Genomic DNA, 19,702 nt, shown 5'->3' on the forward strand with positions numbered 1-19,702 from the left:
CCTGGGACCCGGCCGCTTGATCGGAGCGCGCAGTTTACAGGCTCGACAGCCTTACGTCTCAGGAGGCCAGTGCCAGCGGCAGCACGCGTGGCGCTTCCTGACCTTCAAGCAGGGCGAGTACCGCATCGCTCAACGCCGCGTCGGCCAGCACGCGCTGATGCCCGCCGCCACTCAGGCGCAGCAGGCGACTGCCAGGCCAGGCAGCGTGGATGGCATCGGCATCGGCCACCGGCACCTGCGGATCGTCTTCGGCATGCACTACCAAGCCAGGGATGGTGAGGTTGTAGCGTTTCACGTCGAGCTGCGCTGCTGGCACACCGGTGTAACGCTCGACCTGGCGGATGAAGCGATGACGCGCCTCGGCCGGCAGGCCGACGAAGCCGGCGAAGCGGCGCAGGACCGAGAGAATTCGGCTCGGCGCAGAGATGGTCACCAACGCCTCGGTCTTCAGGCCCAACTGAGTCGCAAGCAGAGCACTGGCGCCACCCATCGAATGACCAATGACCGCGCGCAACGGCGGCAGTTCGCTGGCGGCTTCAAGCAAGGCCCGGGCGAAGAGCATCGGGTTGGCTTCCCGACCGGGCGAGCGACCATGGGCCGGCCCATCCAGAGCCACTACGGCATAGCCGGCACCGACAAGCTCGCGAATCAGGTGAGCGAACTGCGTAGGCCGCCCTTCCCAACCATGCATCAGCAGCACCGCCGGCCCTTCCCCCCAACGCAGCGCGGAGAGACCAAAGCGCAGGGTGATGCGCTCGGAACTGGCGAGTAACGGCAACTCCCAGTCGCGCGGCGGCAGTGGCCGCGGGGTCATGAAGACTTCACGCATGCGCCCTGCCGCCCATTCCGGCGCCAGGCGCCCGAGGGTAGCGTTAACGCCACGGATCCAGTTCATGCTGTTCATTACCAGTACCTCCGTCGAGGCTCAGTTCACCGCCTTTTTGGCGGCACGCAGGACACGGTCGGACAGATCGCTCGAACCCAGGGTCCGGGCCAACGCCAGTCCACCCACCATCAACGCAAGGTCGGCGAGTACGGTGTCAGCGTCCTCGGGACGCTCGGCCAACTCGGCGACCATCAGTTCGATATGTTCGGCCAGCACTTCGCGGAAGCCTTCCGGCAGGTGCCCGGCCTCGGCCAACGTGCTTGGGATCGGACAACCCAGCTCCTCGTCGCTGTCACGATGCTTGCGCGACAGATAGAAAGCGGCGGCCAGTTGCCGACGCTCGCTGAAAGGCATCTGAGGTTCGAATTGCTTGAGCTTCGCCCGACGCCGCTCCAACAGATGGCGGAAGGCTTCGAGCATCAGCGCGTCTTTGCTCTCGAAGTGCGCGTAGAAACCACCGACGGTCAGCCCGGCCGCGCCCATCACCTCGCTGACGCTGGGCTCGACCGGCCCGCGACGCACCAGCGCATTGGCGGCGGCGCCGAGGATGCGCTCGCGGGTCTGGGCCTTCTTCTCACCAATCCCTTTCGGGCTAGCGGCTGTCTTGCGGCTCATGGCGCTCTCCAAAAATATTATGGAGAGAATATTATTCTCATAATAATTTTCGGCAAGCGCCAAGCGCGACCATTGGTCGGGCGGAGAATTTTCGGGAGCTGGAAAAACAAAAGGGCCACTCGAAAATTGAGTGACCCTATAGGCCCCGCAAACGCGGGAAAATTGGCGTCCCCTAGGGGACTCGAACCCCTGTTACCGCCGTGAAAGGGCGGTGTCCTAGGCCACTAGACGAAGGGGACGCAAAACCTTCGATTTCAGTTCCGTTCGGACCAACGAAACTTACGGACTTAACCTTCGAAGAAATCCGCCTGATGCGGATTCTGGCAATTTGGTGGAGCTAGACGGGATCGAACCGTCGACCTCTTGCATGCCATGCAAGCGCTCTCCCAGCTGAGCTATAGCCCCAGATGACTCTGGCTGACGACGCGAACGCATCGTCGCTGGATAAGTGGCGTCCCCTAGGGGACTCGAACCCCTGTTACCGCCGTGAAAGGGCGGTGTCCTAGGCCACTAGACGAAGGGGACGCAAAACCTTCGATTTCAGTTCCGTTCGGACCAACGAAACTTACTGGTAATTTGGTGGAGCTAGACGGGATCGAACCGTCGACCTCTTGCATGCCATGCAAGCGCTCTCCCAGCTGAGCTATAGCCCCAAAGTACCGCTACATCTACTGTTCCGCTTCGCTCTGTCGTTCAGTTCGTCGCTGGAACGGGGCGCATCTTAGGGGCGAGGCGAACCCCTGTCAACAACAATTTTCCAGTTTTTTAATTTTTTTCTCCCAAAGAACAATCACTTAGGTCGCCACCCCTATTACAGCCCAGGCCTGGCGAGCATGCTCGACCGGCCGTCACGCCCTGTCCGCCTGGCTTTGCCGGCGTCTTGCAGGCATGAAAAAGGCCAGGCACCCATAGGTGGCTGGCCTCTTTCGAAGAAGCGTCCGTCAGCCGGCGATGGCGTCGCGGATCTTCTCCCACTCCTTGGCTTCTTTCTTCGAAGCGCCGCCCAGCAGTTCCAGCGCCTGGCGCAGGCGGAAGCGGGACAGGTCGGCACCCAGGATTTCCATCGCATCGAGCACCGACACCGAGCTGGCATGGCCCGTGATGGCTGGGAACATGAGCGGCATGACGTCGCGCAGCTTCAGCCCCAGATGCTCTGCAACGGCCTGGATGGTCGCGGTGATCTTGTCCTTCTCCCACTGGCGCAGCGCTTCCAGCTTCCACAGCACCAGCTGCAGCACCTGGCGCACCTGGGTGGCGTCGAGCTTCTTGTGCTCGAACAGCTTGGCGTCCAGTTCGACACCGCCGCTGAAGAAGAAACTGGCCAACGGAGCGATCTGGCTGAAGTTCTCCACACGCCCCTGGACGTGCGGGGCGATCTTCATCAGGTACTCAGGATTGAGCGCCCATTTCTGCACTTCCTTGGCGAAGTCCTCGACGGAGAGATCGCGAATCCATTGGCCGTTCAGCCAGGACAGCTTCTCCATGTCGAAGATCGGACCGCCGAGGGACACGCGGGACAGGTCGAAGTGCTCGATCATCTCCTGCAGGCTGAACTTCTCGCGCTCGTCTGGCATCGACCAGCCCATCCGCCCGAGGTAGTTCAGCAGCGCCTGCGGCAGGAAGCCCATGCGCTCGTAGAAGGTGATGGAAGTCGGGTTCTTGCGCTTGGACAGCTTGCTCTTGTCCGGGTTACGCAGCAGCGGCATGTAGCAGAGGATCGGCTGCTCCCAGCCGAAGTACTCGTACAGCTTGATCAGCTTCGGCGCCGACGGCAGCCATTCCTCACCGCGCAGCACGTGGGTGATGCCCATCAGGTGGTCGTCGACCACGTTGGCCAGGAAGTAGGTGGGCAGGCCGTCGGCCTTCATCAGCACCTGCATGTCCATGCGATCCCACGGGATCTCGACGTCGCCACGGAGCATGTCGGGGACCACGCAGACACCCTCGGTCGGCACCTTCATGCGCACGACATGGGACTCGCCCGCCGCGATGCGCTTGGCCGACTCTTCTTTGGAGAGGTGCATGCAGTGGCCGTCGTAGCGCGGGGTTTCCTTGCGCGCCTGCTGTTCGGCACGAATGGCGTCCAGGCGCTCGGCGGAGCAGAAGCAGGGGAAGGCATGGCCTTTCTCTACCAGCTCGTCGCTGTACTGCTTGTAGATGGCGCCACGCTCGCTCTGACGGTACGGGCCGTGCGGACCGCCGACATCCGGGCCTTCATCCCACTCGACACCCAGCCAGCGCAGCGCGTCGAAGATCTGCTGTTCCGACTCACGGGTGGAACGCACCTGGTCGGTGTCCTCGATGCGCAGGATGAACTGGCCGCCGTGCTGACGGGCGAAGCAGAGGTTGAACAGCGCGATGTAGGCGGTGCCGACGTGCGGGTCGCCGGTGGGAGACGGCGCGATACGGGTGCGGACAGTGGTCATGAAAGCTCTCATGTGAAGCGGTGAGGACAGCGCGGGCCGTGGCGCGCGCTCATGGACGCGATGTTATCAGGCGGGCCGCCCCCGGCTCCAGCCGATGGCGCTCATCGATGGGCAGCCGGTGGATGAGGTAGTCGAGGAAGGTCTTCACCTTCATCGCCTGGAATCGCCGTGACGGGTAGACCGCGTAGAGTTCGCCGATAGGCAGTTGCACCTCTGGCAGCAAGCGCTCCAGGCGCCCGCTTTCCAGGGCTTCCTCGACTATCAGCTCCGGCAGCGTGGCTATTCCGGCGCCGGCCAGCGCGGCCTCGCGGGCAAAGGAAATGTTGTTGCATGACAGCACGCGCTGGCAGGGCACGCTTTCGTTGGACAGCGGCCAGTAGCGCTGCGAATCCTGCATCAGGAGCACTGCCCGATGCAGGGCCAGGTCCTCGACTCGCTGCGGCCGGCCGTGCAGGCGCAGGTATTCGGGGCTGGCGCACAGGCAGCGGTTGGTCACCAGCAGGCGCCGGGCGATCAGCGTGGAGTCCTCGGGTTGGCCAACGGTAATGGCGATATCCACACCCTCCTCCAGCGGATCGACCGTGCGCGAGCTGAGCTCGACCTCGGCGGTGATCTGCGGATAGAGGCGCATGAAGTCACCCAGCACGCTGGCCAGGTACATCTGGCCGAACTCGATGGGCGCGGTGATCTTCAGCAGGCCCGACGGCTCCTGCTGCAACTGCATGACCGCCTGCTCGGCCTCGGCGAAGTCGAGCATGATCTGCCGGCAACGGTCGTAGTACGCCTGGCCCACTTCGGTCAGGCGCAATTTGCGCGTCGTGCGATTGAGCAGACGCACGCCGAGGCGCTCCTCGAGCAGCGCGATACGCCGACTTACAGTGGACTTCTGCATGCCCAGGCTGCTGGCGGCCTGGGTGAAACTGTGGAACTCCACGACACGGGTAAAGATCAGCGCATCATCCAGCCCCATTATTGTTCCCTATACACAACAAAGTTTCCGAATTGTAGCGACTGCGCCTCGCGCGGGAACACTGTAAATTGCCGAAAATTCCTACCTAGCAAACGCTCGTTTCTCATGCCCGCACAACTACAAAGACGTCTGAGCGTCTTCCTCGTCATTCTCAGCCTGGTCGCCCTCGCCCTCCTCGCCCGCTGGTATTTCATCGGCCGTTTTGTCGAAAACACCGACAACGCCTATGTACAGGGAGAGATCACGCGCATTTCCAGCCAGCTCTCGGCGCGCATCGACCAAGTGCTGGTAAATGACAACCAGCACGTCGAGAAGGGCCAACTGCTGGTCAAGCTCGAAGACCAGGACTTCCGCCTGGCGCTGGATCGTGCCAAGGCCACCCTCGCTACCCACGAGGCAGAACTGGCGCAGACGCGCAGCAAGCTGAAAGGCCAGGGCAGCATGATCGCCGCCAGCGAAGCCGACCTGAACGCCAGCCAGGCGACCTTCGGCCGCGCGCAGATCGACCTGAACCGCGCACAGACCCTGCGCAAACCTGGCTACGTTTCCGAAGAGCGCGTCACCACCCTGACCGCCGACTCCCACGTCGCTCGCTCCCAAGTGGCCAAGGCCCAGGCCGACTTGCAGGCGCAACGCATCCAGGTCGAAGCCATCAATGCCGACATCAAGCGCCTCCAGGCCTTGATCGATGCGTCCCACGCGGAAATCGCCCAGGCCGAGATCAACCTGGCGCGCACCGAAATCCGCGCGCCCGTCGCCGGTCTCGTCGGCCAGCGCAGCGCCCGTGTCGGCCAGTACGTGCAGACCAATAGCCAGCTGCTGGCGCTGGTGCCGGACGAGGGTATCTGGGTCCAGGCCAACTTCAAGGAAACCCAGGTCGGCCACATGCGCCCCGGGCAGAAGGCGCGCCTGACCCTCGACAGCTTCCCCGACCAGCCCATCGAGGGCCAGGTCGACAGCCTGTTCGCCGCCTCCGGCGCGCAGTTCAGCCTGCTGCCGCCAGACAACGCCACCGGCAACTTCACCAAGGTGGTGCAGCGCATTCCGGTCAAGATCACCTTCGCCGCCGACAACCCGCTCAAGAACCTGATTCGCCCGGGCATGTCGGTCGAGGCCGAGGTGCAGATCGGTGAGCGCTGATCCACTGCTCCGGCCGGTTGGCGAACCGACCCGGCGCGACTGGATCGCCGTGCTCTCGGCGATGCTCGGCGCCTTCATGGCGGTGCTCGACATCCAGATCACCAACTCTTCGCTGAAAGACATCCAGGGCGCGCTGGCCGCGACCCTGGAGGAAGGTTCCTGGATCTCCACCTCCTACCTGGTGGCCGAGATCATCATGATCCCGCTCACCGCCTGGCTGGTGCAGCTGCTCTCGGCGCGGCGCCTGGCGGTGATCATCTCCATCGGTTTCCTGTTTTCCTCCCTGCTCTGCTCGTTCGCCTGGAACCTGGAGAGCATGATCGTGTTCCGCGCCATGCAGGGCTTCACCGGCGGCGCGCTGATCCCCCTGGCCTTCACCCTGAGCCTGATCAAGCTGCCGGACCACCACCGCCCCAAGGGCATGGCGCTGTTCGCCATCACGGCCACCTTCGCCCCCTCCATCGGCCCGACCCTCGGCGGCTGGCTGACCGAGAACTTCGGCTGGGAATACATCTTCTACATCAACGTCCCGCCGGGCCTGCTGATGATCGCCGGCCTGCTCTATGGCCTGGAAAAGAAGCCACCGCACTGGGAGCTGCTCAAGAGCACCGACTACGCCGGCATCGTCACCATGGCCATCGGCCTCGGCTGCCTGCAGGTGTTCCTCGAAGAGGGCCACCGCAAGGACTGGCTGGAGTCGAACATGATCGTGGCGCTGGGTAGCATCGCCCTGGTCAGCCTGATCCTCTTCGTCATCCTGCAGACGTCACGCCCCAACCCGCTGATCAACCTGGGCATCCTGCGCAATCGCAACTTCGGCCTGTCGAGCATTTCCAGCATCGGCCTGGGCATGGGGCTTTACGGCTCGATCTACGTGCTGCCGCTGTACCTGGCGCAGATCCAGGGCTACAACGCCATGCAGATTGGCGAAGTGATCATGTGGATGGGTGTGCCGCAGCTGTTCCTGATCCCGTTGATCCCCAAGCTGATGAAGTTCATCCAGCCGCGCCTGCTGTGCGCCATGGGCTTCGGGCTGTTCGGCCTGGCGAGCTTCTGCTCCGGCGTGCTCAACCCGGACTTCGCCGGCCCGCAGTTCAACCAGATCCAGCTGCTGCGCGCACTCGGTCAGCCGATGGTGATGGTCACCATCTCGCTGATCGCCACCGTCTACCTGCAGCCGCAGGACGCCGGTTCCGCCTCCAGCCTGTTCAACATCCTGCGCAACCTCGGCGGCGCCATCGGCATCGCCCTGCTGGCCACGCTGCTGGATAGCCGCGCCAAGGTCTATTACGACTACCTGCGCGAAGCCGTGGTGCCGGTGAACGCTGCGGTGGACGAGCGCCTTGCGCAACTGGCCGAGCAGCTCGGCAGCCAACAGGCAGCGCTCGGGGAAATCGGCCTGATCGTCCACCGCCAGGCGGCGATCATGGCCTATAACGATGCCTTCCACGCCATAGGCATCGTGCTCGCTATCAGCATGCTGGCGGTGCTGCTGACCCGTCCGCTGCCGGCCGGCTTCGGCGCCCAGGCGGGCGCCGGCGCGCATTGATCGCGCGGGTGGAGGTCAGCCGACCTCCACCAGGCGCTCGCGCAGCTTGTGGATTTCGTCGCGCACCGCCGCGGCGGATTCGAACTCCAGATCGCGAGCCAACTGGTACATCTTCTCCTCCAACTGGCGGATGCGCTTGGTGATCTCGCTCGGCGAGCGCAGTTCGCCCTCGTAGCGACCACTCTCCTCCGCCACCTTGGCCACGCCGCGACGCTTGCCCTTGGCACCTGGGACTGTGGCGCCTTCGAGGATGTCCTTGATGTCCTTCTTCACGCCCTTGGGCACGATGCCGTGCTTCTCGTTGAAGGCGATCTGCTTGTTGCGGCGCCGCTCGGTTTCACCCATGGCGCGTTGCATCGAACCCGTGATGTTGTCGGCGTAGAGGATCGCCTTGCCATTGAGGTTGCGCGCCGCGCGGCCGATGGTCTGGATCAGCGAGCGCTCCGAACGCAGGAACCCTTCCTTGTCCGCGTCGAGGATCGCCACCAGCGACACCTCGGGCATGTCCAGCCCCTCGCGCAGCAGGTTGATGCCGACCAGCACGTCGAAGGCGCCGGTGCGCAGGTCGCGGATGATCTCCATGCGCTCGACGGTGTCGATGTCCGAGTGCAGGTAACGCACGCGCACGTCGTGGTCGCCCAGGTAATCGGTGAGGTCCTCGGCCATGCGCTTGGTCAGGGTGGTGACCAGCACGCGCTCCTCCTGGGCCACGCGCAGGCGGATCTCCGAAAGCAGGTCGTCGACCTGAGTGGACGCGGGGCGCACCTCGATCTGCGGGTCGACCAGACCAGTCGGACGCACCACCTGCTCGATCACCCGCCCGGCATGCTGCTCTTCATAAGGGCCGGGTGTCGCCGAGACGAAGATGGTCTGCGGGCTGATCGCCTCCCACTCCTCGAAACGCAGCGGCCGGTTGTCCAGCGCCGAGGGCAGGCGGAAACCGTACTCGACCAGGGTTTCCTTGCGTGAGCGGTCGCCTTTGTACATGGCGCCGACCTGCGGAACGCTGACGTGGGATTCGTCGATCACCAGCAGCGAGTTGGCCGGCAGGTAATCGTAGAGGGTCGGCGGCGGCTCGCCGGGACCGCGCCCGGAGAGATAGCGCGAGTAGTTCTCGATGCCGTTGCAGTAGCCCAGCTCGAGAATCATCTCCAGGTCGAAGCGGGTGCGCTGCTCCAGGCGCTGCGCTTCGACCAGCTTGTTGTTGTTGCGCAGGTAGTCCAGGCGCACCTTGAGCTCTTCCTTGATCTGCTCCACCGCCTCCATCAGCGTTTCGCGCGGGGTCACGTAGTGGCTCTTGGGATAGAAGGTGAAGCGCGGCAACTTGCGGATCACTTCGCCGGTCAGCGGATCGAAGGCGGAGATGTTCTCCACCTCGTCGTCGAACAGCTCGACGCGGATGGCCTCCAGGTCGGATTCCGCCGGGAAGACGTCGATCACGTCGCCGCGCACGCGGAAACTGGCGCGGGCGAAGTCCATGTCGTTGCGGGTGTACTGCAGGCTGGTCAGGCGGCGCAGCAGCTCACGCTGGTCCATCCGATCGCCGCGATCCAGGTGCAGGACCATCTTCAGGTAGGACGCCGGGTCGCCCAGACCGTAAATGGACGACACGGTGCAAACGATGATCGCGTCCTCGCGCTCCAGCAATGCCTTGGTCGCCGACAGACGCATCTGCTCGATGTGGTCATTGATCGACGAATCCTTCTCGATATAGGTATCGGAGGACGGTACGTAGGCTTCTGGCTGGTAATAGTCGTAGTAAGAAACGAAGTACTCGACCGCATTGTTCGGGAAGAAGGTCTTGAATTCGCCGTAGAGCTGCGCAGCCAGCGTCTTGTTCGGCGCCAGGACCATGGTCGGCCGCTGCACCTGGGCAATGACGTTGGCGATGCTGAAGGTCTTGCCGGAGCCAGTCACCCCCAGCAGGGTCTGGTGCGACAGCCCCGCTTCCAGCCCTTCCACCATCTGTCGGATGGCTTCCGGCTGATCACCGGCGGGCTTGAAGCGCGAATCCAGCTGGAATGACGACATGGGGAACCTCGCTTTGGCGTGTGACGCTTCGGTCGCCAAAGCGTCATACCAGTCGAAAAGCATGCGCGACAACTCGCCGCCTGCCATAGAGGCCTATATAATACCGGCCCGTCGACGCAACCCCCAGCGCCGTGAGCGGGCGGGTTGCAATTGCACTTCACTCCCGCCTTAGAGCTGCTGCCAAAATGAGTCTGTTCTCCGCTGTCGAAATGGCCCCTCGCGACCCCATCCTGGGCCTGAACGAAGCTTTCAACGCCGATACCCGTCCGGGCAAGATCAACCTGGGCGTTGGTGTGTACTACAACGAGGAGGGTCGCCTCCCGTTGCTGCGCGCCGTGCAGGCCGCGGAGAAAGCCCGCATCGAGGCACATGCCCCGCGCGGCTACCTGCCGATCGAAGGCATCGCCGCCTACGACCAGGGCGTGCAGAAGCTGCTGTTCGGTGCTGACTCCGAACTGCTGGCCGAAGGCCGCGTGGTCACCACCCAGGCCGTCGGCGGCACTGGCGCTCTGAAAACCGGTGCCGACTTCCTCAAGCGCCTGCTCCCGAACGCCACCGTCGCCATCAGCGACCCGAGCTGGGAAAACCACCGCGCCCTGTTCGAATCCGCCGGCTTCCCGGTGAAGAACTACCGCTACTACGACGCCGCCACCCACGGCGTGAACCGTGCCGGCCTGCTGGAAGACCTGAACGCCCTGCCGTCGCAGTCGATCGTGGTCCTGCACGCCTGCTGCCATAACCCGACTGGCGTCGACCTGACCATGGACGACTGGAAACAGGTCCTGGACGTGCTCAAGGCCAAAGGCCACGTGCCCTTCCTAGACATCGCCTACCAGGGCTTCGGTGACGGCATCGACGAAGACGCCGCTGCGGTGCGCCTGTTCGCCAAGTCGGGGCTGAACTTCTTCGTGTCCAGCTCCTTCTCCAAGTCGTTCTCGCTGTACGGTGAGCGCGTCGGTGCGCTGTCGGTCGTGACCAACAGCCGCGAGGAGTCCGCGCGCGTCCTGTCCCAGGTCAAGCGCGTGATCCGCACCAACTACTCCAACCCGCCGACTCACGGCGCCAGCGTCGTTGCAGCCGTGCTGAACAGCCCGGAACTGCGTGCCGACTGGGAAGCGGAACTGGGTGAAATGCGCGGCCGCATCCGCGCCATGCGTGAAGCCATGGTCCAGCAGCTGGCCAACCTGGGCGCCAAGCGCGACTTCAGCTTTGTCGCCGAGCAGCGCGGCATGTTCTCCTACTCCGGCTTGACCGCCGAGCAGGTCGAGCGCCTGAAGAACGAGTTCGGCATCTACGCCGTCAGCACCGGTCGCATCTGCGTTGCCGCGCTGAACAACGGCAACCTGGACACCGTCACCCGCGCCATCGCCCAGGTCCTGTAAAAAACTGACGGGAAGTCGCATTCAGAATGTTGACTTCCCCTTTTTAATCAGTAAGATACGCACCGTTGTTCCGCGATAGCTCAGTCGGTAGAGCAAATGACTGTTAATCATTGGGTCCCTGGTTCGAGTCCAGGTCGCGGAGCCAAATTCAAAAGCCCTCGGCACATGCCGGGGGCTTTTTCTTTTAGGGCTCCTGAACTCTCGCCAACCCCAAGGTGATCCCACGCGCCGAGCCCGCCAAAAGCAAAGCCCCCGGCACAGGCCGAGGGCTTTTCGTTTCAGGATGACTCTTCGGGTTATTCGAGACTCAGCATCGCACGGTTACGTTCCATGAGCGCCTTGCCCACGCCCTTCACTTCCAGCAGCTGATCGACCGAAGTGAACGGGCCGTTCTGTTCGCGGTAGGCCACTATCGCCTCGGCCTTCACCTTGCCAATGCCCTTGAGCTCGCGCTGCAGGGTCTCTGCGTTCGCAGTGTTGATATTCACCGCCTTCGCTACTTCGCCAATCGGCTTGACCGTCTCTCCTGTCGGTTTCACCGCAGTCGCCGCAGCAGATTGTGCGGCCTCCGTTTTAGGGGCGCTGACGGCGATACCGGAGATAGAAACAGTGGACAGCAGAACGAACAGCAGTGCTGAAATCTTGCGCATGGTCACTCTCCTAGGAGTCGAAGGGTTGAGCGAGCCTTGATCGGGCTCGCCCCAGCACCTTCGACGCCGGGAGTGCACAGGAAAAGAGTGCGAGGCGGTCCTGGAAGGTATTTAGCCGTTTCCGGTAGCCGGATCGGAAATGCGCCTACAAATCGGCGAGCGTTCCTGCAATGGGCTTACGGCTCCATCCGCCGCTGCTGATGCAGCAGGTCGACGATCTCGCCATCCGGGCTGTAACCGTTAACGGTTTCGCGCAATAGCATGCGTACCTGCGGATAATCGCCACGATCAACCGCGCCTTGCAGAGTTTCCAGAACAATCCTGAAGCTATCCCAGGTCAGCAGCTCTTCGTTGGCTTTCATGATCATCGGATGATCGGTCGCACTGACCTCATCACCGATCAGCAGCTCTTCATAGAGCTTCTCACCAGGGCGCAAGCCGCTGAACTCGATGGCGATGTCGCCATGCGGGGTCGTCTCGGAGCGAACGCTCAGCCCTGACAGGTGGATCATTCGCTGCGCCAGCTCGAGAATTTTCACTGGCTGCCCCATGTCGAGCACGAAGACATCTCCGCCGCGCCCCATGGAACCGGCCTGAATCACCAGTTGCGCCGCCTCGGGGATGGTCATGAAGTAACGGGTAATCGACGGATGCGTGACGGTCACCGGCCCGCCGCGACGGATCTGCTCGCGGAACAACGGAATGACAGAGCCCGACGAGCCCAGGACATTGCCGAAACGCACCATGGTGAATCGAGTCTTGTTGACCTGGTGCACGGCGCTTCGATCACCAAAGAGCACGGGAGCGGACTCCTGACTCAGGGCCTGCAGGATCATTTCCGCCAGGCGCTTAGTGCCGCCCATGACGTTCGTCGGACGCACCGCCTTGTCCGTAGAGATCAGTACGAAGTTCTGCACTCCAGCCTGAATCGACGCCTGGGCAGCATGCAGGGTACCGAAGACATTATTCAGCACACCTTCGGAGATGTTGTGCTCGACGATAGGCACATGCTTGTAGGCCGCCGCGTGATAGACGGTGTTGACCTTCCAACTGCGCATGACGTCGAGCAGGCGATCCGAGTTACGCACGGAGCCGAGGATTGGGACTAGTTGAGTCGCCAGTGACTCGCGCTTGATGCGCAGCTCGAGCTCCTGGTGAATGGCGTAGAGGTTGAATTCGCTGTGCTCGAAGAGGACCAATGCAGTCGGGCTGCAGGACAGGATCTGCCGGCAAAGCTCCGAACCGATCGAGCCCCCCGCACCGGTCACCATCACCGCTTGACCGCGAATGCAGTGCTCCAGCAGCTCCTTGCGCGGCGCGACCGGGTCGCGGCCCAGCAAGTCGGCAATGTCCACCTCCTGGATGTCGTCGACCTTCACACGTCCGTTGGCGAGATCGATGAACCCCGGAACGCTACGCACATGCAATGGATACGGCTCGAGCAGACCGAGAATCTCCCGCCGCCGCGCACGGGAGGCGGAGGGAATGGCGAGGAGAATCTCCTGCGCACCGGTTTCTTCGATCAGTTGCTGGATGTGCTTGGGCTTGTAGACGCGCAAGCCGGCGATTACTCGATTGATGATTTCGTCGTCGTCATCGATGAAGGCAACAGGGCGCATGGCCCGCCCCAGCCGCAGCGCTGCCACCAGCTGGTTGCCAGCCGAGCCGGCACCATAGATCGCAACCTTGGTCAGACCATCATCTTGCTTGCTGAAGAAAGGCACCGCCTGCACGGCGCTGTACCAGTCCCCCATGAAGTACTGACGCATGGCCAGGCGAAGACCGCCGACCATCAGCAGGCTCAACCACCAGTAGTTGAACACCAGCGAGCGCGGCACCATGACGGTCACCGCACGATTCCAGTAAACGACCAGCGAAAGCACCAGAGCCGCGATGGTTACCGCCTTTCCGATGGCGATGAGGGCATCATTCCCCAGATAACGCATGACCGCCCGATACATGCCGAAGCGGATGAATAGCGGAATGGCAATGAGGGGCGCCGCGAAGAAAAGCCAGCTGTGCTCCCTGAAGGCGTAGGTCAGGTCATCGGTGCCCAGACGCACCACGAAGGCGAGCCACAGGGCAGCCCACACCAGGAAGACATCGGTGATGACTTGCAATATCCGCTTCTGACGACGCGGCAACCTGAGCAGGCGCTCTCGCAACATAGTCCTTTCGTCCTTACCCAACTGCGGAATAGGTTTCCGCATCAATTGACCACCATTTCCAATGGAGTTCAGCGCGCAGTGCTGTTTTCCGGCCGACCGGCACCCAGATAGACAGCGAGCAGCACCAGTGGAGCATAGGCAACAATCAGTCCAATCACCCCGTCTACTCGCTCAAGACTGACCAGAATTGCAATCGGCAGAAGCCAGAAGAGATTGATCGCGGCCACCGAAAGACTGACACCACGATGCGCCCCAATCAGCCTGGCTGCCCGCTGATAACCGTGGCTTCGATGGGCCTCGTAGAGGCGCTCGCCACGCAGCAGGCGCTGGAAAAGCGTCCAGGTGGCATCGACCACGAAGACTCCCAGCAGGATCAGCCAGCACCAGAACAGCTGCGGCATCGCCCACGCCGCCTGCAGTGACAGACCGCCCAGCACCAGGCCTAGGAAGCCGCTACCAGCATCGCCCATGAATATTTTCGCCGGCGGGTAGTTCCAAAGTAGGAAACCCAGAGTCGCCATGCTCAGCAGCACCGGCAGCCAACTCGCCGCCACCTGCCCCGCCAGCCAGCTGCAGAGCGCCGCGCCGAAACAGACAGTAATCGCCTCCAGGCTGGCGATCCCATCGATGCCATCCATGAAGTTGTACAGATTGAGCAGCCAGACCAGATAGAACAGCGCCAACAGGTGCCCCAGCAGACCGAGATTCCAGCTAGTGCCGGCAAAGGGCAGCGGAGGCAGGCCATTGAAGGCCCAGAGAAGCGCAGCAGCAGCGGCGAAATGCCCCAGCAAGCGCCAACGCGCCGGAATATGCCGATGGTCATCAACGAAACCGACGACGGCGACCAATCCTCCAGCCACCAGGAACCCTAGCGTCTGCCAGCCCCCAAGCAATCCGAGGCACCATGAAAGAAGCAGTCCGAGCAGGAAGCTCAGCACAATGGCCACACCGCCACCCCGCGGAGTAGGCGCTGTGTGCGAGCTGCGCTCGTTCGGCACATCCATCAGATTTCCGGCCAGCGCATAGCCGCGAACCATGCGGGTCAACACGTAAGACAGGCAGAACACCGCCAACAACAGCAGAAGCGACGAGGGCCGCAACAGAATACTAATATCTTGCATTTTCCATTTTCGCGTATGAGGCGCCTGCTCGACGCAGCCCCTCGTGAATACCCAGCGAAGGGTGCCAACCCAGCATTTGCGCAGCCTTGCGCGTGTCTATCCAAAGATCTTCGCAAAGCTGCTCATACATCTTGCGACGTCCAAGCAGGCTCGCTGCGAGCCTCAACAGCGCTACAGGCACTGGCAATAGACGAGCCTTGAAGCCCATTCCCCGAGCCAGCTCCCTCACCATGTCGCGGGTTGAAATGGACTCTTCGTCCGCAATGACGAAAGACTCGCCCGCCGCAGCGGGATGCTCAACGCAAGCAGCAATGAACTCGGCCAGGCTCTCGACAGCGATCAGACTGCGCTTGTTGTCGACGCGACCGAAAGGCAACGGCACGCGACTCCTGACCAGGCGCAGCAGCAGGGCGAAATTACCCGGCGCATCCGCTGCGTACACCAGCGATGGGCGAATGATCACTAGCTCCATCCCGGTACGAGCGGCCAACTCGCGCAAGCCCTCTTCAGCCTCGAACTTGGAGATCGCATAAGGCGTGACCGGCTCGACTGCCCTCTGCTCATCGAATGCACGAGCACCAGAAAGGTTGCCGCAGACACCAATGGAGCTGATGAAAACGAAGCGCTTTACGCCCCGTCGAGCCGACTCGGCGGCAAGGGCGAGCGTCGCGTCTCGATTGACGCGGCGGAAGGTTTCCAGGACCTGTTCGGGGCTTTCCGATTCGGAAAGTACATGGGCGCGGGCCGCCATGTGCACCACAACCTGCTTGTCGTTCAGCGCAGCAGCCCACTGATCCAATCGTTCGAGCTCGCCAGGCAGCACCTCGACATATCCGGGCAGCGCGCGCGGCATCCTGGCAATGCCTGTGGCGACATGGCCGCGAAGGGCCAGCGCTGGCGCCAGATATCCACCGACAAATCCGCTGGCGCCCGTTACCAGGACATTCACCAAGCACTCTCCATACAACCAGCGATCAACGCGATGGCATCCATTTCAGATCGTTATAAACAATCAACGTAAACCAGCGATGATATCAGCTAAGCAGCGGCGCCTGGATTGGCATTATGCTGTTCCAGGCATGGCATCCAGGGCATTGCCAATGCATTTCCCGGCCAGCGAAACCGCAATTGCCGCAGCGATAGTGCGGCATCGCGCCATATAGCCCCAACAGAAGTGGCCGCGTCCGCGAGAACGACTCGACATCGTCCTTGTCCGCCCCAAGCGCCGCAACGAAATCCATGAGCCCTTGCCACGAGGGCTGCTGCTGCAAGCGAGCCTGCATTCGCTCTCGCCAGCGCATGGAATCGGCATCGTTTTCCGCGAGCATCGCCAACACGGAAGATGGGACTTCCTGCTCGTCTGCCAGCGCTCGCAAGCCCGCCAAAACCTCAGGCGTAGCGAAGCTGTTGTGGCGGCGCAGAATCGGTAGCAACTCACCGGCGAAGCCCTGATGCGCCACTAGCAGCTCCCGCATGGACGAAATTGCAGCGGCAAGATCACCCCGCCAGAGCTCGCAGTCCAGCCGCATCAACAGCGCGCGGACGCAATTCCTGTCAATTCTCAGCGCCTCGCGAAGCAACTCGTGCGTCGCGGACTGTTCACCGAGGCGCGTCTTTTCCTGCGCAAGCTCACAGAAGTAGTTCGCAAGGCCAGTCTTCAGCTGCGGACGCTGCGGTAGCAGCCGAGAAGCAAGCTCAATCGCTCGAGACCAGTTCTTTTCGCGCTCGGCGATACGCCGCAGCTCATCCAAGGCCTCGACAGAAGCGGCAGGCTCATCGCGCTGCAGCAATTCATCCAGCAATTGCTCTGCATGCCCCAGCAGGCCGCCGGCAATGAAGTCGCGAGCCAGCTCCAGACTGATCCGCGCCGCCAGGCCATCACCTTCAGGAACACGGGACAGCAGCTCTTGGTGAATCTGGATAGCCTTCTCGATATCGCCACGGCGACGGAACAGATTGCCGACGTGGACGTGGCTCTCCAGCGTATCGACATTCAATGCCAAACCCTGGGAGAGATGCTCCAGAGCATCGTCGGAGTGTCGGTCCAGGAGACTATGGATCGAGCGCACCCGCTCTTGCAGTGATTGCTCGGCAGGGGCACCAGGCGCGCCTGAACGCAAGGATCTACGGCCCAGCACCCAGCCGATCGCTATGGCCAGTACAAACAGCAGAACCGCGACAACGCTGGACATCCAAGATCACGGTGTCTTCGGCGACTGCTCGCGAAGCGCTTCATTTTCCTTGCGGAAGCGGGTCACTTCGGAGCGCAGGCCGGAAAGGTGCATGCGCGTGCGCGCACGGAAGGGAATGCTCAACAACAGGCCGATGGCACCACCGATGACAAACGCCAAGCTGACGACCAACACCAGCGGCCACTCAGGGGTTTGCCAACCGAGGAAAGTGAGGCGGATGGGCTGCAGGTTCTCCAGGGCGAACACGATGACGATGGCGAACAGCAGAATGGCTGCCAGGAAAACCATGAAGCGCTTAACCCGAAGCATGAAATCTCCTCGACACCTTCATCCAGCGCCCGTTACTCGGGCTCGTTGACCCGATCACGCAGCTCCTTGCCGGGCTTGAAATGCGGCACGAACTTGCCATCCAGGCGTACGGATTCGCCTGTCTTGGGGTTACGGCCAACGCGCGGGGCGCGGTAATGAAGAGAGAAGCTGCCAAACCCACGAATCTCGATGCGATCCCCTGTCGCCAAAGCCTGGGACATCTGCTCGAGCATGGTCTTGATCGCCAGTTCCACATCCTTTGCGGAAAGCTGCCCCTGATGGGTGACGATTCTCTCGATCAACTCCGACTTGGTCATGGTTTTCCCTTCTTTTTCAAGCGGCTAGATCAGCTCTAGGTTCTTTTAGCATGCTGATCATGCTTTGAACAGCCTGAGCAAGGGAAAACAAAAAAGGGCGACCGAAGTCGCCCTTTTTCTTGGAGGAATCAGGACTTAGCCCTGGTTCTCCATTTGCGCGCGGATCAGATCACCAATGGTGGTCGGACCGGTGCTTTCTACGTCTTGCTTGTTACGCAGTTCTTTCATCGCATCTTTCTCTTCGTCGACGTCCTTGGACTTGACGGAGAGGCTGATGACGCGGCTCTTACGGTCGATGCTGATGATCTTGGCTTCGACTTCTTCGCCTTCTTTCAGCACGTTGCGGGCGTCTTCGACGCGGTCGCGGCTGATTTCGGACGCTTTCAGGATGCCTTCGATCTCGCCACCGAGGCTGATGACGGCGCCTTTGGCGTCGACTTCTTTCACGGTGCCACGAACGATGCTGCCTTTCTCGTGCATCGAGGCGTAGTTGGAGAACGGATCGTCTTCCAGCTGCTTGATGCCCAGGGAAATGCGCTCACGCTCCGGATCAACGGAGAGGATGACGGTTTCCAGCTCGTCGCCCTTCTTGAAGCGACGCACGGCTTCTTCGCCGACTTCGTTCCAGGAGATGTCGGACAGGTGAACCAGACCGTCGATGCCACCTTCCAGGCCGATGAAGATACCGAAATCGGTGATCGACTTGATGGTGCCGGATATCTTGTCGCCCTTGTTGAAGCGGCTGGAGAAATCTTCCCACGGGTTGGACTTGCACTGCTTGATGCCCAGGGAGATACGACGACGCTCTTCGTCGATGTCCAGAACCTGAACTTCCACTTCGTCGCCAACCTGAACGACTTTCGACGGGTGGATGTTCTTGTTGGTCCAGTCCATTTCGGAGACGTGTACCAGGCCTTCCACGCCCTCTTCCAGCTCGGCGAAGCAGCCGTAGTCGGTGAGGTTGGTGACGCGGGCCATGACGCGGGTGCCTTCCGGGTAACGAGCCTTGATGGCAACCCATGGGTCTTCGCCCAGTTGCTTCAGGCCCAGGGATACGCGGTTGCGCTCGCGGTCGAACTTCAGAACCTTGACGTCGATCTCGTCGCCAACGTTGACGATCTCCGACGGGTGCTTGATGCGCTTCCAAGCCATGTCGGTGATGTGCAGCAGGCCGTCTACGCCGCCCAGGTCCACGAATGCGCCGTAGTCGGTGAGGTTCTTGACGATACCTTTGACTTGCTGGCCTTCCTGCAGGGATTCCAGCAGGGCTTCGCGCTCGGCGCTGTTCTCGGCTTCCAGGACGCTACGACGGGAAACGACAACGTTGTTGCGCTTCTGGTCCAGCTTGATGACCTTGAACTCGAGCTCTTTGCCTTCCAGGTGAGTGGTATCACGCACCGGACGTACATCGACCAGGGAGCCCGGCAGGAACGCGCGGATGCCGCTGACGTCGACGGTGAAGCCGCCTTTGACCTTGCCGTTGATAACGCCCTTGACCACTTCATCAGCGTTGAAGGCAGCTTCCAGAACCAGCCAGGATTCTGCACGCTTGGCTTTCTCGCGGGACAGCTTGGTTTCACCGAAGCCATCTTCAACCGCGTCCAGCGCAACGTGGACTTCGTCACCCACCTTGATGGTCAGTTCGCCTTGTTCGTTGTAGAACTGCTCGACCGGGATGACGCCCTCGGATTTCAGGCCGGCATGAACGGTAACCCAGTCACCGTCGATGTCGACCACCAGGCCGGTGATGATCGCACCGGGCTGCATGTCGAGGGATTTCAGACTTTCTTCAAAGAGTTCTGCGAAGCTTTCGCTCATGTTTATACCTGTAGTCAAAGGCCTGTAGGCCCGGTTCCGCGCCACCAGCAGACACGGTCAAGTCATGAAAAAGAAGCCAGCAGGATCGAGACTGGTATCCTGCCGGCCCCCGGCCGCGCCCGTTCGAA

Annotated in this window: 16 protein-coding genes and 5 tRNA genes; 4 read left to right on the forward strand and 17 right to left on the reverse strand. The window is 61.9% G+C overall.

Features of this window, described 5'->3' with window-relative positions; all coding sequences use genetic code 11:
* Nucleotides 1-58: 58 nt before the first annotated feature.
* The 8 genes from PKB_RS19145 to PKB_RS19180 form a co-directional block, all read right to left on the reverse strand.
* Nucleotides 59-904 (reverse strand): alpha/beta fold hydrolase, encoded by an 846-nt coding sequence (locus PKB_RS19145; RefSeq protein ID WP_043253567.1) that lies wholly within the window; start codon nucleotides 902-904, stop codon nucleotides 59-61.
* Between the two features lie 21 nt (nucleotides 905-925).
* Entirely contained in the window at nucleotides 926-1,468 is a 543-nt protein-coding gene (locus tag PKB_RS19150; RefSeq protein ID WP_043257513.1) for a TetR/AcrR family transcriptional regulator, read from the reverse strand.
* Nucleotides 1,469-1,664: 196 nt separating this feature from the next.
* A tRNA-Glu gene (locus PKB_RS19155) sits at nucleotides 1,665-1,740 on the reverse strand.
* Nucleotides 1,741-1,830: 90 nt separating this feature from the next.
* Nucleotides 1,831-1,906, reverse strand: a tRNA-Ala gene (locus PKB_RS19160).
* A gap of 44 nt (nucleotides 1,907-1,950) precedes the next feature.
* A tRNA-Glu gene (locus PKB_RS19165) sits at nucleotides 1,951-2,026 on the reverse strand.
* A 52-nt stretch (nucleotides 2,027-2,078) separates the two neighbouring features.
* Nucleotides 2,079-2,154: transfer RNA gene (locus PKB_RS19170), tRNA-Ala, on the reverse strand.
* Between the two features lie 288 nt (nucleotides 2,155-2,442).
* Nucleotides 2,443-3,927: a glutamate--tRNA ligase gene (gene gltX / locus PKB_RS19175; RefSeq protein WP_043253568.1), complete on the reverse strand. Its 1,485-nt coding sequence runs from the start codon at nucleotides 3,925-3,927 to the stop codon at nucleotides 2,443-2,445.
* A 49-nt stretch (nucleotides 3,928-3,976) separates the two neighbouring features.
* Complete coding sequence (locus PKB_RS19180; protein ID WP_043253569.1) at nucleotides 3,977-4,897, reverse strand: LysR family transcriptional regulator; 921 nt, start codon at nucleotides 4,895-4,897, stop codon at nucleotides 3,977-3,979.
* Between the two features lie 105 nt (nucleotides 4,898-5,002).
* Here PKB_RS19180 and PKB_RS19185 point away from each other — a divergent pair, with 105 nt between their 5' ends.
* Nucleotides 5,003-6,037, forward strand: a complete 1,035-nt coding sequence (locus PKB_RS19185; protein ID WP_043253570.1) for an HlyD family secretion protein — start codon at nucleotides 5,003-5,005, stop codon at nucleotides 6,035-6,037.
* On the forward strand, nucleotides 6,027-7,586 hold the full coding sequence (locus PKB_RS19190) for an MDR family MFS transporter (RefSeq protein ID WP_043253571.1): 1,560 nt from the start codon (nucleotides 6,027-6,029) through the stop codon (nucleotides 7,584-7,586). Before PKB_RS19185 ends, PKB_RS19190 begins: the two co-directional genes overlap by 11 nt.
* Nucleotides 7,587-7,601: 15 nt before the next feature.
* Here the strand turns inward: PKB_RS19190 and uvrB are convergent, their stop codons facing one another.
* Entirely contained in the window at nucleotides 7,602-9,617 is a 2,016-nt protein-coding gene (gene uvrB / locus PKB_RS19195; RefSeq protein WP_043253572.1) for an excinuclease ABC subunit UvrB, read from the reverse strand.
* Nucleotides 9,618-9,802: 185 nt separating this feature from the next.
* Between uvrB and PKB_RS19200 the strand changes: the two genes are divergently transcribed.
* A complete protein-coding gene (locus PKB_RS19200) occupies nucleotides 9,803-10,999 on the forward strand; it encodes an amino acid aminotransferase (RefSeq protein ID WP_043253573.1) in 1,197 nt (398 codons plus the stop codon).
* Between the two features lie 69 nt (nucleotides 11,000-11,068).
* Nucleotides 11,069-11,144 (forward strand) — tRNA-Asn (locus tag PKB_RS19205).
* 151 nt (nucleotides 11,145-11,295) lie between these two features.
* Here PKB_RS19205 and PKB_RS19210 read toward each other — a convergent pair.
* The 8 genes from PKB_RS19210 to rpsA form a co-directional block, all read right to left on the reverse strand.
* Nucleotides 11,296-11,649, reverse strand: coding sequence for a ComEA family DNA-binding protein (locus PKB_RS19210; protein WP_043253574.1), 354 nt, complete (start codon nucleotides 11,647-11,649; stop codon nucleotides 11,296-11,298).
* Between the two features lie 176 nt (nucleotides 11,650-11,825).
* The gene (locus PKB_RS19215; RefSeq protein ID WP_043253575.1) at nucleotides 11,826-13,817 is read right to left on the reverse strand and encodes a polysaccharide biosynthesis protein; all 1,992 of its coding nucleotides are present in this window, start codon (nucleotides 13,815-13,817) and stop codon (nucleotides 11,826-11,828) included.
* Between the two features lie 68 nt (nucleotides 13,818-13,885).
* Complete coding sequence (locus PKB_RS19220) at nucleotides 13,886-14,938, reverse strand: MraY family glycosyltransferase (RefSeq protein ID WP_052355329.1); 1,053 nt, start codon at nucleotides 14,936-14,938, stop codon at nucleotides 13,886-13,888.
* Complete coding sequence (locus PKB_RS19225; protein ID WP_043253576.1) at nucleotides 14,925-15,887, reverse strand: NAD-dependent epimerase/dehydratase family protein; 963 nt, start codon at nucleotides 15,885-15,887, stop codon at nucleotides 14,925-14,927. Before PKB_RS19225 ends, PKB_RS19220 begins: the two co-directional genes overlap by 14 nt.
* Nucleotides 15,888-15,972: 85 nt before the next feature.
* Nucleotides 15,973-17,130 carry a tetratricopeptide repeat protein gene (locus PKB_RS19230; RefSeq protein WP_043253577.1) on the reverse strand — a complete coding sequence of 386 codons (1,158 nt, stop codon included), beginning with the start codon at nucleotides 17,128-17,130 and terminating at the stop codon, nucleotides 15,973-15,975.
* A gap of 6 nt (nucleotides 17,131-17,136) precedes the next feature.
* On the reverse strand, nucleotides 17,137-17,439 hold the full coding sequence (locus PKB_RS19235; RefSeq protein WP_043253578.1) for a LapA family protein: 303 nt from the start codon (nucleotides 17,437-17,439) through the stop codon (nucleotides 17,137-17,139).
* Nucleotides 17,440-17,471: 32 nt separating this feature from the next.
* Nucleotides 17,472-17,756: an integration host factor subunit beta gene (ihfB, locus tag PKB_RS19240; RefSeq protein WP_003091441.1), complete on the reverse strand. Its 285-nt coding sequence runs from the start codon at nucleotides 17,754-17,756 to the stop codon at nucleotides 17,472-17,474.
* A 135-nt stretch (nucleotides 17,757-17,891) separates the two neighbouring features.
* On the reverse strand, nucleotides 17,892-19,574 hold the full coding sequence (gene rpsA / locus PKB_RS19245; RefSeq protein ID WP_043253579.1) for a 30S ribosomal protein S1: 1,683 nt from the start codon (nucleotides 19,572-19,574) through the stop codon (nucleotides 17,892-17,894).
* Nucleotides 19,575-19,702 lie beyond the last annotated feature (128 nt).

Origin of the sequence: Pseudomonas knackmussii B13 (assembly GCF_000689415.1) — a bacterium.
GTDB classification, from domain to species: Bacteria; Pseudomonadota; Gammaproteobacteria; order Pseudomonadales; family Pseudomonadaceae; genus Pseudomonas; species Pseudomonas knackmussii.